At 59.4% G+C, this 13723-nt stretch carries 14 protein-coding genes; 7 read left to right on the forward strand and 7 right to left on the reverse strand.

Annotated elements, in window-relative coordinates:
* Nucleotides 1–91: 91 nt before the first annotated feature.
* A complete protein-coding gene (locus tag MHX65_RS00345) occupies nt 92–754 on the forward strand; it encodes an amino acid-binding ACT (RefSeq protein ID WP_005280230.1) in 663 nt (220 codons plus the stop codon).
* A gap of 17 nt (nt 755–771) precedes the next feature.
* Here MHX65_RS00345 and ligA read toward each other — a convergent pair whose 3' ends face one another.
* Nucleotides 772–2841, reverse strand: coding sequence for an NAD-dependent DNA ligase LigA (gene ligA, locus MHX65_RS00350; RefSeq protein WP_255716799.1), 2070 nt, complete (start codon nt 2839–2841; stop codon nt 772–774).
* Nucleotides 2842–2886: 45 nt separating this feature from the next.
* Between ligA and MHX65_RS00355 the strand changes: the two genes are divergently transcribed.
* From MHX65_RS00355 to MHX65_RS00370, 4 genes are read left to right on the forward strand one after another with little or no spacing between them, the layout of a single operon-like run.
* Nucleotides 2887–3558 carry a 3'-5' exonuclease gene (locus MHX65_RS00355; protein ID WP_239267720.1) on the forward strand — a complete coding sequence of 224 codons (672 nt, stop codon included), beginning with the start codon at nt 2887–2889 and terminating at the stop codon, nt 3556–3558.
* Between the two features lie 40 nt (nt 3559–3598).
* On the forward strand, nt 3599–4096 hold the full coding sequence (locus MHX65_RS00360; protein WP_239267722.1) for an ArsR/SmtB family transcription factor: 498 nt from the start codon (nt 3599–3601) through the stop codon (nt 4094–4096).
* Nucleotides 4096–5094, forward strand: a complete 999-nt coding sequence (locus MHX65_RS00365; RefSeq protein ID WP_239267724.1) for a serine hydrolase domain-containing protein — start codon at nt 4096–4098, stop codon at nt 5092–5094. The genes MHX65_RS00360 and MHX65_RS00365 overlap by 1 nt, the downstream gene beginning before the upstream one ends.
* A 9-nt stretch (nt 5095–5103) precedes the next feature.
* Nucleotides 5104–5394, forward strand: coding sequence for a hypothetical protein (locus MHX65_RS00370; protein WP_239267725.1), 291 nt, complete (start codon nt 5104–5106; stop codon nt 5392–5394).
* Here MHX65_RS00370 and MHX65_RS00375 read toward each other — a convergent pair.
* Both MHX65_RS00375 and mnmA read right to left on the reverse strand, forming a co-directional pair.
* Nucleotides 5391–6308, reverse strand: coding sequence for a methionine synthase (locus MHX65_RS00375; RefSeq protein WP_239267727.1), 918 nt, complete (start codon nt 6306–6308; stop codon nt 5391–5393). The genes MHX65_RS00370 and MHX65_RS00375 overlap by 4 nt on opposite strands.
* Nucleotides 6309–7394, reverse strand: coding sequence for a tRNA 2-thiouridine(34) synthase MnmA (gene mnmA, locus MHX65_RS00380; RefSeq protein WP_239267729.1), 1086 nt, complete (start codon nt 7392–7394; stop codon nt 6309–6311). It abuts the gene before it with no gap.
* A gap of 97 nt (nt 7395–7491) precedes the next feature.
* Between mnmA and MHX65_RS00385 the strand changes: the two genes are divergently transcribed.
* Entirely contained in the window at nt 7492–8328 is an 837-nt protein-coding gene (locus tag MHX65_RS00385) for a spermidine synthase (protein ID WP_239267731.1), read from the forward strand.
* Here the strand turns inward: MHX65_RS00385 and MHX65_RS00390 are convergent.
* Entirely contained in the window at nt 8309–9472 is a 1164-nt protein-coding gene (locus tag MHX65_RS00390; RefSeq protein WP_239267733.1) for a glycoside hydrolase family 25 protein, read from the reverse strand. The genes MHX65_RS00385 and MHX65_RS00390 overlap by 20 nt on opposite strands.
* 206 nt (nt 9473–9678) lie before the next feature.
* Here MHX65_RS00390 and MHX65_RS11580 point away from each other — a divergent pair, with 206 nt between their 5' ends.
* On the forward strand, nt 9679–10857 hold the full coding sequence (locus MHX65_RS11580) for an HNH endonuclease signature motif containing protein (RefSeq protein ID WP_239267735.1): 1179 nt from the start codon (nt 9679–9681) through the stop codon (nt 10855–10857).
* Here MHX65_RS11580 and MHX65_RS00400 read toward each other — a convergent pair.
* The 3 genes from MHX65_RS00400 to MHX65_RS00410 are packed head-to-tail and all read right to left on the reverse strand — an operon-like array spanning nt 10854 to nt 13701.
* On the reverse strand, nt 10854–11969 hold the full coding sequence (locus MHX65_RS00400; RefSeq protein ID WP_239267737.1) for a cysteine desulfurase family protein: 1116 nt from the start codon (nt 11967–11969) through the stop codon (nt 10854–10856). The two genes, MHX65_RS11580 and MHX65_RS00400, sit on opposite strands and share 4 nt — an antisense overlap.
* A complete protein-coding gene (locus MHX65_RS00405; RefSeq protein WP_239267739.1) occupies nt 11969–12910 on the reverse strand; it encodes an electron transfer flavoprotein subunit alpha/FixB family protein in 942 nt (313 codons plus the stop codon). Before MHX65_RS00405 ends, MHX65_RS00400 begins: the two co-directional genes overlap by 1 nt.
* A gap of 8 nt (nt 12911–12918) precedes the next feature.
* Nucleotides 12919–13701, reverse strand: coding sequence for an electron transfer flavoprotein subunit beta/FixA family protein (locus tag MHX65_RS00410; protein WP_239267741.1), 783 nt, complete (start codon nt 13699–13701; stop codon nt 12919–12921).
* Nucleotides 13702–13723 lie beyond the last annotated feature (22 nt).

The following is a 13723-nucleotide window of genomic DNA, read 5'->3' on the forward strand; positions in this document are numbered from 1 at the left end:
CCCCGAATTATTGCCCCTTGAACGTCGCACTGTGACCCAGGTATCGTTATTGGAACTATAAGCTTATAAGCTACTGAAAGCGTGCGACTTAATGTCTTACCTAATCCGTGTCCTGCTTCCCGATACCCCTGGTAGTTTGGGCCAGCTTTCGGAGGCCTTCGGACTGGTTGACGGCAATATCCAATCCGTTGACATCGTAGAATCCTTCCCGGATGGCACCGTCATGGATGACATCGTCATTGAACTTCCCGCAGACGCTATGGCCGATGCCTTAATTACCGCCGCCGCCTCTGTTCATGGCGTGGAAGTAGATTCCATTCGGCCCTTCAGCGGCCGCGTGGACCGGCGCGGGCAGATCGAGTTATTAGCGCGCGTTGCCGCCAATGCCTCCAATGTCACGGCAGCGATGGAGGAAGTCGTCGCGGCTATTCCGAAGGCGGCGACCTCCACGTGGGCCATCGTCATTGACAATAATGAGCCCATTCACCGCGTCGCTTCCTCAAACGCGGCCCCTGCCGATGACGATACGATTCCGGTCGATCTCAACATCGACAGCGCGCGCACCTTGCACCCCGATAAGGACGAATGGGTGCCAGAAAGCTGGGCGCTGCTCGATTCCGCCCTGGCCGCGGCTCCCCTGGGAGATACCGGGATGGTCATCGCCATGGGTCGCACCGGCGGGCCGGAATACCTGGCCTCTGAAGTCGAGCACCTCGGCCACATCGGCACGATTTTGGGCGCCTTCCTCAAATAAGCCCCAGCCCGGCGCGCCTATACCTCCCCGGTGTCCAAGAGCGTGTGGAATTGCTCCTCGTTCAAGATAGGCACGCCAAGGTCGCGAGCCTTATCCTCCTTGGAGCCGGCTTTGGCTCCGGCGACGAGGTAGGAGGTTTTCTTTGATACGGAGCCGGTTGCCTTTCCGCCGCGGCTGATGATGGCTTCCTTGGCGGAATCGCGCGTGAAGTCTTCGAGGCTGCCGGTAACAACGATGGTCAGGCCCTCTAGGGTTTGTTCCTTCCTGTCCTCGGCGGCTACCTCCATGGCTAGACCAGCCTCCGCCCATTTCTCAACGATGGTGCGGTGCCAGTCCACCTCGAACCAGGCGTGGAAGGATTCCGCGATGACCGCGCCTACGCCATCTACCTCTGCAAGATCTTCGGTTTTGGCCGCGCGCAGCTTTTCCATGGAGCCATAACGCGCTGCCAAGGCGCGGGCGGCAATGGGGCCCACGTGGCGAATGGATAGCGAGACTAGCACGCGCCAGAAGTCGCGGTCTTTGACCTCTTCTAAGTTCTGCAGGAGGTTCTTGCCCGCGGTATTGACCTTGGCATTGCCCTCTTTTTTGCTGCGCTTATCCTTCGTATCGCGCTTGGCCGTATAGACATCGGAAGCAAGCAGCTTTTCTTCCGTTAGTTCGAAGAGCTCGGATTCATCGGTGAGGATTCCGTTTTCGATGAGGTCCATAGCTCCCTTCTCCCCCAGTGCCTCAATGTCGAGGCCCTTGCGGGAGGCGAGGTATTCCAGGCGCGCGGAAAGTTGGGCTGGGCAGGATTGGGTATTGGGGCATCGCCAGTCAGCATCGCCATCTTTTTGCGGGGCGAGCGTCGTGCCGCAGGCTGGGCACTGCGTGGGGAAGGACCATTCGTATTCGCTGCCATCGCGCTGTTCGCGCACGGGGCCTAGTACCTCAGGAATGATTTCCCCGGCCTTGCGGATAATAATGGTATCCCCGATAAGCACGCCCTTGCGCTTGACCTCAGACTGATTGTGCAGGGTCGCCATGGATACCGTGGAGCCGGAGACAAAGACCGGTTCCATGATGGCAAAGGGGGTAACGCGCCCCGTACGCCCGACACCGACCTCGATGTTTTTTAGCTTCGTCGTGACCTCTTCCGGCGGGTACTTATAGGCAATGGCCCAGCGGGGTGCGCGGGAGGTCGCCCCGAGCTGGCGCTGTGAGCCCAAATCGTCCACCTTGACCACGAGCCCATCCATTTCAAAAATCGCATCGTGGCGGTGTTCGGCCCAGTAAGATACTTCCTCTTGTACTTCTGCGGCGGAGTGGACCTGCTTGGTATAGGGCGAGACGGGCAAGCCCCATGCGGCGATGGCCTTATAGGCGTCGTGCTGGGAGGAGGGGGAAAATCCCTCGCGCGCGCCTAGGCCGTGACACACCATGCGCAGGCGGCGTTTTTTCACCTCGGCGGGATCCTTCATGCGCAGTCCGCCGGCCGCAGCGTTGCGGGGATTGGCAAACCGCGCCTTGCCGTCCGCCGCGCGCTCCTCATTGATCTCTTCGAAATCTTCGGGGCGCATATAGACCTCGCCGCGGATTTCAATAAGTTCCGGGACTGGGTACTCATCAGTGCCCGTAAGTTCGTGCGGGATATCAGAAATAACCCGCGCATTGGCGGTAATCTCCTCGCCCACGGTGCCATCGCCACGGGTAGCGGCCGTGTCCAAACGCCCGTTGCGGTAGACCAAGTCGATGGAGAGGCCATCGATCTTCAGCTCCGTCAGGTAGGTTTTGGCGGGCGTCCTATCCAGCCAGTCCTGCATCTCACCGGCGCTAAAGACGTTATCGAGGCTCATCATGCGCTCGAGGTGCTCAATATCCTCGCCGGCGTTCGGGGTTGCACCTACCTGTTGGGTAGGCGAATCCGGAACCGCCAGCTCCGGGTGCTGCTTTTCTAGGTCCATCAGGCGCTGGAAAAGCGCGTCAAAGTCGGCATCGGGAATTGCCGGTTCACCGTTGTAATACAGGTTGCGGTGGCGGCGCACTTCCTGCGCCAGGTCGTTCCATTCACGTTGCACATCAGCTGGATTAGTCACGGTATCCAAGTCTAGCGATCCCCCATGTCCGGGCTAGCTACTAAGGTATGGACCATGAACTTCGACGCCTCCCGCATGCTCGCCTTCGACCTTGAGACCACCTCCGCCAACCCCAAAGACGCCCGCATCGTTACCTCTGCCCTAGTCCGCATTGACGGCCACGATGTCCAGAAGGTGGAGCACCTTGCGGATCCTGGCATCGAGATCCCCCAAGCCGCCACCGACGTGCATGGGATCACAACGGAAAAGGCCCAGGCAGAAGGCCGCCCGCACGAGGAGGTCCTCAAGGACACGGTTGATGCCATCAAGGCTGCGTGGGACGACGGCCTGACACTCATCGTGTATAACGCGCCTTTTGATCTTACTGTGCTGCGCAGCCTCACTGGCGATTTCACGGTCACCGGCCCTGTCTTCGATCCGTACGTCATTGACCGCGTGAGCGATAAGTGGCGCAAGGGAAAGCGCACCCTCGGAGCGGTGTGCGAGCACTACGGCGTGGAATTGGGCAATGCGCACGAGGCTACTGCCGATGCCCTCGCTGCCGCTCGCGTGGCCTGGAAGCAGGTGCGCCAGCACTACCCCAACCTCGCGCAGATGGACGAAAACGAGCTCATGGAATTCCAAGCAGTCAAGTGGTACGAGGACCGCGTCGCCTTCAAGAAGTACCTAGAAGGCAAGGGCCGCGATGCCTCCGATGTCTCGACGGCGTGGCCGCTCATTTCCTAATCCCCTTGCCATATTTCTAGTGTTTTGGAATTCTAGAAATATGGATTCCTTAGAATCGCGCATTGCCCGTCTCGAGGCTCGCGTCACACAACTCGAAAACCCCGACCCTGACCCCGTCGAATCATCCGCGGGAGAGTCCACCATGTGGCTCGCGGATGCGCTTGAACCTTCTGACCAGCTTCCTGAAGGGTCCGTCATTTTTGGCGGCAACATCACCACCGGCCTAGGTTCCTATGTCTACCAATGGCAGCGCCCAACAAACACGGTGACCGCTGGAGATTGGTCCGACAATCTCGACCGCCTCGCCGCATTGGCGCACCCCGTGCGCGGTGAAATTCTGCGCCGCCTCCTTAGCGCACCAGCCACCGCCACAGAACTGGTGGAAGAGGAAATCGTCACCTCCACCGGCACCGCCTATCACCACCTCAGTGCGCTTACTAACGGTGGCTGGACCACCAAGACACACGGGCAATACTCAATCCGTGCGGCCCGCGTCATCCCCCTGCTCACGATCATTACCGCAAGCGAGGATCACTAATGCGAAAGCGAAAAATGGCGCTAGCCATCACCGTCACCATCATGTCAGCAGCCCTCCTGCTCGTGATTGGGCCGCGGCGGATCGCTGTGGCCACCACGGAAACCGGCAATGCCGAACTTTCCGCCACACTGCGCAAACACACCGAACCGGGTTTCAATAATCTCACCGCCTTCACGCTGCACGAAGGGAAAGCCACCTTCGCAGGGCTCGGCGCGGATGAACACACAGAGGTAGAAATCGGTTCGGTGACCAAGATGTTCACCGGAGAAATAGCTCACCAGCTTGTAGAAGAAGGAAAAATAGGCCTTGATACCACCGTGGGCGATGTCCTAGACGTTGGCCAAGCACCCATTTCCGAGGTCACAGTACAAGAGTTGCTCAACCACACCTCAGGATTACCCCGGCTAGCACAAGGGAATTTTTTCGCTGATGCAATATCGGCCGTTACTGGTGTTAATCCCTACGCAGGTGAGACCACCCAAGATATCCTCGATGCCGCCACCGAAGCGGATCTTAAAGATCGTGGAACGGAGACTTATTCCAATATGGGGTATGGACTGCTTGGCCACCTCCTGGAAACGGCAGCCGATTCAGACTATGAAGACCTGCTCCAGGAGAGAATCTTCCAACCCGCCGGAATGACGGAGTCCTACCTCATGACCCCAGGATCTGTCCCCGATGATGCCCCACGGGGCCTTACTGCCACCGGCCGGGAGGCCGATCCATGGGAGATGGGAGGCGGCAATGCCGCAGCGGGCGCACTACGATCAACCGCACATGACATGGCAGCTTTCGCCGAGTGGATTATGGATAACGGCGATATGGCCTATGGCTGGCAAAAAAGTGAAGACAACCAAAGCTTCTGGCACGACGGCGGAACGGGTGGCTACTCGACGATGCTCATCATAGATCCCGAAAATAAGCGCGCAGCCTTCGCCAATAATGACACCCCGGCGTGGACTAGTGACCTCGCCCAAGCGCTATTCGATGAGATTTAAGGAATTAAAATGATTACCACCCTAATCTTTGCCGCCATCACAGCATCCGAAATCTGGGGAACGTGGAAAGCGCTCAAGAAACCACCTTCCTCGGGGATGCTTATCACGTCGGCGATTGTCAGCATCGCCATGATCGCCTTCGTTGGTAACGCCGCTCCGTGGTACAGCCTAGTCAATTATGGCTGGTGGTATGTCCTCGTAACCGCTTGCTCCCTACACATGGGCGCCGTCGCCTGGTGTATATACACAGACCGCAGTGAAAAGTCTCCGAAGACAGATAGCCTTGGGCGAGCTGCTTAAAGGTCGCCCGCATCGCGGGTGAGGATCGCGGCGGTCTCGGTTACAGAGTGCAATGAGCTTGCCGATGCCCGAGCCGGAAACACATCAAAGTGGTCCACGAGCAGCTCACGCGGCATGCCAATGCGGTCCAGGTGGCGGGCAAGCGAAATCGCCTCGTCCTGCGCGTTGGTGCCGGAAAGTGGAACGCCGACTCGGCGGCCTTCGGACAGGTGCTCGCCCATCCCATCGAAATGCTCCGGGGTAGATAGACGGTCGCGGTAGCGCGCATCAACGAGGAATGTCTTCACGGCCCCAGCCACCGACCACAGCGGCGGAGCATGGAGATAATCCGCCTCAAACCGCAGGAGGGTCTCGAGTGCCGCCTCATCAGGGACGGCGGGGATCGAATCAAAGTCGGTGGTTCCTGGAATGCGGCCGGCGATGACATCGGCAAGCAGCGGCTCATCCAGTTGCACCACGACCTCGCCGTGGAAGCGGCGTGCGACGTCGGCGGCGTGGGTGCGGATGCCGTGCAGCAGGGCATCGGAAAGCTCTGCAAAGGCACCGGGATCGGTGAGGACGCGGTGGCCATCGGCAAGCTCGATGCTGGCCGCCAGCGACCATGGGCCAAGCGCCTGCACCTTGATGCGAGGGACGGTCTCACCCCAGACCTGCTGCACCTCATCGAGGTCGCGCTCGAGGCGATCCCACGCGCGTCGGGTAAGCAGCTGGGGCCGAGCCGTCATGCGCCAGGAACGGGGCCCGCGGTCAATGGTGATGGCCTCGAGCATGCTGGCGGTGCGCCCTACCGAATCGGAGCCCAGCCCGCGTTCCGGCAGCTGCGGGATGGCGGGGAGCTCGGTCTCGCCAATGATGATGTCCGCTGCCTCCGCCATGGACGTGCCGGGCATGGGGCCGAGTGCGAATCCGGTCATTTACACGGTCTCGCAGATGGTGCCAGAACCGATGACGATATCGCCGAGGTCATCGGGGGAAGGCAGGTACAGCACCGCGGCCTGTCCACGGGCAACGCCGGACAGCGGCTCCTCGAGCTCCAGGCGCATCGAATCCGCGGCGCGGTCCACGTGGGCGATGCACGGCACGACAGAACCGTGCGCGCGAACCTGCACCTCGCACTCAAAGTCGCCGTCCATGCCAGGGTGCAGGTACTTCAGGCGATCGGCACGGATGGCGGTGACCGCTAGGTCCTCGCGCGCGCCGACGGTCACCGTGCCCGATGCAGCATCGATATCGGTGACGTAGCGCGGGCGGCCATCAGCAGCTGGAGCTTTAATGTCCAAGCCCTTGCGCTGGCCGATGGTGTAGTTCCACGCGCCATCATGTTCCTTAAGCTCCGTGCCCTCTTGGTCCACGATCATGCCGGGGCGAAGCCCGATGCGCGATCCCAAGAACTGCTGGGTATTGCCGTCTGGAATGAAGCAGATGTCGTAAGAATCCGGCTTCTTCGCCGTGGAGAAACCGTGCGCCGCAGCCTCTTCGCGGATCTGCGGCTTGGGGGTGTCACCGATGGGGAAAAAGCAGTGCTCCAGCTCCTCGGCAGAAATGACGCCGAGCACATAAGACTGGTCCTTATTCTCATCCTTTGAGCGGCGCATATAACCGTCATCATCAAGCGTGGCGTAGTGTCCGGTCGCAACGGCATCAAAGCCTAGGGCCATGCCCTTTTGCAGCAATGCGCGGAATTTAATCTTCTCATTGCAGCGCAGGCAGGGATTCGGGGTTTCACCGCGAGCATAAGAATCCACGAAGTCCGTGATGACCTCTTCCTTGAATTCCTCCGAAAAGTCCCAGACATAAAACGGAATGCCCAACTTATCGCAAATGCGGCGGGCATCGGCGGAATCCTCCAGCGAGCAGCAGCCGCGGGCCTTTTCACGCGTTTGCTGCGCGTCCTTGTGCAGCGCCAGGTGCACGCCGACGACATCGTGGCCAGCCTCCACCGCGCGGGCGGCGGCGACAGATGAGTCCACGCCGCCAGACATTGCTACCAATACTCGCATTGCATTCCCCTTTTAAATACCTCGACTACAGGCCCGAAAGTGTACTCCCTTGCCCCAACGCAGCTTAAATCGATTCCATTCCCTAAGCTTGAACCCCATGGGTAGAAAGCGAGCCGCGAACAGCTCAAGCATTACCGGCACCTACGAGATCTCCACCGGTACCGCCGAGGTTGTGCCGGATGAATTCCGCGACGGAGCCTATATCCTTAACGTCAATGGCGTTCCTAGCAGCCATATCGTGCTGGGCGAGCCGCAGGAACTCGACTTTGAATACATGCGTTGGATCGCAGCTGCGGTAGAGCAGCTTAATACGGTCTCGCCTAATAAGTTGCGTGTTACCCACCTCGGTGGGGCCGGCTGCTCACTCCCGCGCTACTTCGCCGACCTGTGGCCGGACAGCCGCCATACAGTAGTCGAGCTCGATGCCAAACTGGGCGAATTAGTCCGCGAGCTTTTCGATGTCCCCCGTTCCCCCACCGTCAAAATCCGCCCCGGCGATGCCCGAAAAGAGACCGAAGGTTTTCTGCCCGCTAGCCGCGATATCATTATCCGCGATGTATTCGCTGGGGATAAAACCCCGAAAAGCCTGACTACGGTGGAGTTTTTCCGCGCGGTGAAGTCATCTCTTTCAGCCGGCGGCCTCTACGTGGCCAACTGCGGCGATCACTCGGACCTCCAGCTGGCGAAGCAAGAATTAGCCGGGCTCTCTGAGGTCTTCGACCACCTCGCCGTCATCGCCGACCCACCCATGCTCAAAGGGCGCCGGTATGGAAATATCATCTTGCTGGCCTCAGATACAGAACTGCCAGCTGAGGGCTCGGTCCAAGCCGCTCAGCTGGCAAAGGCACTCTTAGGTGGGGCCGTTCCCGCACACTTTAAGGATGAAAACTGGACCCGTAAATTCTTTGCAGGAGCTACTTCAGCACGCGATTGAGCAAGTCAGCTACTTGATCAGCATCGAAGTCCGGCACATCAGCACCCGCCTTCTTCGCCGCATCCTTAGCTTCTTCGACTTGAGAGCCGGAGACCTCGCCCTTGTCGACGCCATTGACATGGCCAGCGTTTTCTAGCAGCATCGCCAAGTCGCCCACGGTGAAGTCACCAACCGCCATCTTGCCAAGTTGCTTGAGAGGTAGAGCGTCCTCGTCTTCCAAGGTCTTCACAAAATCTGCCAGGCCCTCAGCAGCCTGGGCATCGAGCCCGGCGTCTTTGGCGGCATCGGCAAACTGGGGCATTGCGATGAGACCAGCCGCAAGGGCGAAGATTGCACCAATCAGCGGCGTGCTATCGGAGCTCAGGTCCACACCATCGTCGAGGACGAGGCTATCGAGCGCGCCGCCAATATCGATGTAATTGCCGCCGCTAAAAGACTCTAGCTGCTGCTTCGAGCCATTAAAGAGGTTCATGTCCACGTCGGTAGGAATACCAGCGACCTTGCCCGATCCGGATCGCTGCCAGAAGGACAGGTTCTGCCACCCACCCACTGGATCCGGGGCTTCATCCTGGTATGCCGCCAACCACAGTGGCATATTGGAGAACTTCTGGGAGTTATTCATCTCGCCCATCCAGAAGTACTTGTAGGTATAAATCATTGGGGTGCGGTTGGTCAGGCGTTTGAGCTCGGAGGTAAATTCCTCGATCCAGCTCTCCAGCTGGGAGGCCGACTTGCCTTCGGAGACCTCGATATCAAGCACCGGCGGCAACGTCTGGTTCGGCGCCAACGCAATCTGCGTGGCAAAGTTTGCGGCCTGCGTCTTCGCATCGCCAGCTGGGCGCGCATAGTGGTATGCGCCGGTCTTCAGGCCGTGCACATTGGCGGCTTGAATATCCTTGACGTAGTGCGGGTTAATCCAGTCTCCACCCTCAGTTGCCTTAACAAAGGCGAAGGACTGGCCGTCAGATTTCACCTTATTCCAGTCAATAGGCATGCCACCTGGGTGCTGGTGGGCAGCAATATCGATACCTTTTGGTGCGCTGGTTCCCAATGCTGCCTGTGCGGCAGCGGTCCCGCTTACCGTGACTGCAACTGCAGCGATAACCGCGATGATGCTCTTGCGGAGTGCCCTCATAGTTGTCATGCGCGAGAGTCTAACAATCATTCACACTAACCACATTTGCAACACACGCACCTTGGAGACAAATTTTTCACTCGCGTAGACAATTTCGTTGAAAATGTACCATCTAGAACAGATATTCGCTTTTCGGCTTGCGGGGGTTGAGTGGGTGGCTTATGGTGAAGCTATGGAAATTAGAAACTTAGTGCGAAATTCGGGGGATAATCGCCGTGGAACCCTACTACCTCATCACTGACCCACACGATGACATCGCGGTTAGTGCCACCTGCAATAGAAAGTCCGACTACCGACTCTGGAAGGAAATTAAACCAAGCCTAGAAGACGATTTCGATATCTCGTGCCATATCTTAGCGGGTCGCACCGGCTTAAGCGAGCGGCGCACGAGGGATATCACCATGGCCCTGTACCGCTTAGAAGAGTTGCCGCGCACCCAACTGCTGCAGGAAACCCACTACTTCCTCGACTTCTCTCGGCTTATCACCATCGATGCGGTCTTGAGCAAACTTGGCGAGGTAGACAGCCGCATCCTTCAGCGCATAGACGCAGAATTAGAAAAGTACCTCACTCCCACAAAGCCGGGCCAAAGTTTTCCATCGAACGCTGCCCTGCGTCGAAAGCTCAATGGGCTCATCACGATGGAATCCCCGGACTCTACGGGAGACAAGGAGCCCGAGGAAGAGGACGCGCGAAATGAATCCTATTTCATCTACCCCACCGCGGGCGGACGAGCAGGGTTAAACGTAGAGTTCGACGAAGACGCGCTCATCCTCATTGACGAGGTTGTTCAGCGCACGGCGGAAGAACACGGAATCAGCAAGGCCGATGCCCTAGCCCAGCTGATCCTCGGAACCGTCGAAGATAAATCTCAGGTGCATCTATATATGTACCGCGCCAGCGATATAAAAGCGGCTCCCGGTTTTATCCAGTGCTATGGATGGGTACACCCTGATACCGCAGACCGGCTAACCCCGACTACGACACGGGATATGGACCAGGCGGAAACAAGGGTAAGCCCGGCCTACTCCACGCCGCCGCTCATCGGTGCCTATGTGGAAGGTCGCGATGGTGTGTGCCGCTGGCCTGGATGCAACCGCCCGGCCTACAGGTGCCAGAAGGACCACCGGATCGATTTCTCAGAGGGAGGAAAAACAACGGCGGGAAATTTGGCCTCGTTGTGCCAGCACCATCACAATGTAAAAACGGATAAAAGCGCCTTTTACATCATGGATCCGCACAGCGGAGACATTATCTGGCTCTTCCAAGACGGGCGGTGGGAATACGACGAACCGCAGGGGCCGCTAGCGGCGAAGAATAAGAACTGGGCGCTCACCGTTGCCCAGGCAATCGCCGCGCGGCGCAATGCTGCCAAAGAAAGGGCTGATACCTAAACCGTGCGGGCCCGAGCAACAACATCTGGCAAGTGCGCGAGCATGTAATCCACATCGTCTTCGGAGGTAAGGCGCCCCAAGGTAAACCGGAGGGATCCAATTCCTTCATCCTCGCTGACACCCATTGCAGAAAGCACGTGGGACATGCGGTTGACGCCTGCGCTGCAGGCACTGCCAGTCGATGCCTCAATCTGCAGCGAATCCAGCAGCATGATGAGGCTGTCGCCATCAGTGCCGGGGAAAGAAACGTGTAGGTGCGACGGCAAGCATGGCTCGGTGGAATTCACCACGACGTTGTCAATGGAAGAAAGGATCCGATCCCGCAGCTTGTTCCGGAGTCCAGCGATGCGCTCGCCCTCGGCAGCGCTTTCGGCAATCGACTCTTCCAAGGCAGCGGCGAGCGCCGAGGCGCTGGCGACGTCCACGGTGCCTGGGCGTAGTCCACGCTCTTGGCCGCCGCCATAGGAAATCGGCTGCGGCGCTGGGGTGCGCTTGGCTAATAGCACGCCGATGCCGCGCGGGCCGCCAAACTTGTGGGCGCTGGCGGCGAGCGTTGTGATGCCCAACTCCGCGAAATTGATGGGCAGCTTGCCCGCTACCTGCACAGCATCCACGTGCATGGGAATACCGGATTGTTGCGCGAGGGAGGCAAGCTCCTCGATTGGCTGAATCGCCCCGGTTTCGTTATTGGCCCACATGCAGGTGGCAAGATCGGCAGGCTCCGCGAAGGCGCCCCCATCGCTAATATGCCCGCTGCGGTCCACGGGGAGTAGGTCCACGGTGGCGCCGGCTTGGGCAAGCTTGCCAACGGTATCGCGCACGGCTGGGTGCTCAATATCCGTCGAGATGATGCGGTTGGTGTTTCCCGCCGCATAAAGGCCCTGGATAGCGATGTTATCCGCCTCGGTGCCAGAGGAGGTAAAGACGACCTCGATGGGTTCGCACCCAAGGAGGGAGGCGACTTTCTCGCGGGCATCGTCAAGCACGGAGCGTGCCCTGCGGCCAGAGGCGTACTGGGCGCTGGAGTTAAGCGAGCCGGAGGCGGCAACCCATGCGTCGATGGCGGATTGGCGCATCGGCTGGGTTGCTGCGTAGTCGAAATAGTGCGGCATTACTGGCGTGCCTTCAATTCCTCGGTCAGGGCTGGGGCAATTTCGTGCAGGTCGCCGACAACGCCGAGATCTGCGATCTGGAAGAACGGCTCATCCTGGTCCTGGTTGACCACCACGATGGTGCCGGAGGTCTGCATGCCCGAGGTGTGCTGAATGGCACCGGAAATGCCCAGGCCAATGTAGAGATCTGGCGACACGGTCACGCCAGTCTGGCCCACCTGGTGGGTGGCATCGTAGAAGCCTTCATCGACGGCGTCGCGGGTGGCACCGACGGCGCCACCGAGGGCATCGGCAAGCGGCTCGACGATCTCGGCGAAGTTATCGCCCACGCCGCGGCCGCCGGAGACCACGACCTTGGCTGCGGTGAGCTCGGGACGAGCGGACTTCTCAGCGGGAGTAAAGGAATTAACCTTGACATCCTTCTCGGTTGTCGCAGGCAGCGGCATGGAGGCTGGCTGGGCTTCCACCTGCTGAGGATCCGCCGCAACCGAGCCAGGCTGCAGGGTATAGATCGGGCAGCTGCCGGAAGCCTGCGAGGTGGTCTCGTAGGTGCCACCGAAAATGGTCATGGTTGCAGAGCCATCCGCCTTGATGGAATCCACATTCGCGAGCGCGCCGGAAGCCAGGCGAGCGGACAGGCGGCCCGCAATCTCGTTATTCGTCGGGCTGGCGGCCAGGACGATTGGCGCCGGATTGGCTGCGCCCAGGGCGTGCAAGGCATCTACCTCAGGGGTCACCAGGCGCTGGTCATAATCCTCCGCCGTTGCCTGCACCACCTGGGCGGCGCCGAGGGCGGCTAGCTCGGCATCGAAGGCATCTGCCTGCTTGCCGACGACCACCGCAGACACCGTCCCCAATTCGCGTGCGGCGGTAATGAGCTCACCGGTAACGGGGAGAATGCTGTCTGCATCGTGTTCAACAAGTACGTAAACGTGAGACATTTCTACTCCTAAATCAAGTTCTTTGCGGCTAGGAAGTCAGCAATCTTCTTCGCAGCACCCTGCGGCTGCGGCTCAGAGATAACCTCGCCGGCCGTTCGCGGCGGGCGCTTGGAGGATTCGGTAACGGTCGTGGTGGGCGCAATGGCATCAATGCCCAGGTCCGCCACGCTCAGAGTGGTGATCTCCGCCTTCTTTGCAGCCATGAGCCCCTTGAAGTTGGGGAAGCGCGGCTTATCCGCCTTATCGGTGACGGAAATAATCGCAGGAAGGGCGGCCTCGAGCACCCAGGTTCCGCGGGCGTCCTCGCGGCTACCTTTTACCGCGCCGCCCGAAAGTTCCACCTGTTGCAGCTCGGTCAAGGCGGGCAGCTGGCGGTATTCAGCGAGCAGTCCCGCGAGCGTTCCGGTCGAGGCATCGGAAGCCTCATTGCCCAAGGTGATCAATTGGACATCCTCTAGCGTGTTAATCGCTGCGTTCAGGGTCCACGCGGTAGACAGTGCATCGGCGCCGGCTAGGGCGTCATCGGAAACGAGGACCGCGTCATCTGCACCCATCGCAAGCGCCTTGCGGAGGGCCTCATCTGCTTGTGCGGGGCCCATCGTTAAAGCCACAACACGGTAGTTTTCATCCGGATTTTCATCGCGCAGGCGCAACGCCTGTTCCACGGAGTATTCATTAATCTCATCAATGATGTTGTCCACGGAGGTGCGATCCAGGGTATGGTCATCCTCCAAAGATTTGGTGGACCACGTATCCGGTACATGCTTGACCAGAGCCACAATCGTTGGCATTGGGGGCACTCACCTTTCCGAT

The organism is Corynebacterium sp. ACRPS (genome assembly GCF_022346005.1).
In the GTDB taxonomy this organism is placed as follows: Bacteria; Actinomycetota; Actinomycetes; order Mycobacteriales; family Mycobacteriaceae; genus Corynebacterium.

Bases quoted from the DNA above. Each gene is read 5' to 3' on its own strand.
- MHX65_RS00355 (WP_239267720.1), top strand. From the start codon at position 2,887: ATGAACTTCGACGCCTCCCGCATGCTCGCCTTCGACCTTGAGACCACC.
- MHX65_RS00410 (WP_239267741.1), bottom strand. From the start codon at position 13,701: ATGCCAACGATTGTGGCTCTGGTCAAGCATGTACCGGATACGTGGTCC.
- MHX65_RS00400 (WP_239267737.1), bottom strand. From the start codon at position 11,969: ATGCCGCACTATTTCGACTACGCAGCAACCCAGCCGATGCGCCAATCC.
- MHX65_RS00390 (WP_239267733.1), bottom strand. From the start codon at position 9,472: ATGACAACTATGAGGGCACTCCGCAAGAGCATCATCGCGGTTATCGCT.
- MHX65_RS00365 (WP_239267724.1), top strand. From the start codon at position 4,096: ATGCGAAAGCGAAAAATGGCGCTAGCCATCACCGTCACCATCATGTCA.
- MHX65_RS00405 (WP_239267739.1), bottom strand. From the start codon at position 12,910: ATGTCTCACGTTTACGTACTTGTTGAACACGATGCAGACAGCATTCTC.
- MHX65_RS00360 (WP_239267722.1), top strand. From the start codon at position 3,599: ATGGATTCCTTAGAATCGCGCATTGCCCGTCTCGAGGCTCGCGTCACA.
- mnmA (WP_239267729.1), bottom strand. From the start codon at position 7,394: ATGCGAGTATTGGTAGCAATGTCTGGCGGCGTGGACTCATCTGTCGCC.
- MHX65_RS00375 (WP_239267727.1), bottom strand. From the start codon at position 6,308: ATGACCGGATTCGCACTCGGCCCCATGCCCGGCACGTCCATGGCGGAG.
- MHX65_RS00370 (WP_239267725.1), top strand. From the start codon at position 5,104: ATGATTACCACCCTAATCTTTGCCGCCATCACAGCATCCGAAATCTGG.
- MHX65_RS00345 (WP_005280230.1), top strand. From the start codon at position 92: ATGTCTTACCTAATCCGTGTCCTGCTTCCCGATACCCCTGGTAGTTTG.
- MHX65_RS00385 (WP_239267731.1), top strand. From the start codon at position 7,492: ATGGGTAGAAAGCGAGCCGCGAACAGCTCAAGCATTACCGGCACCTAC.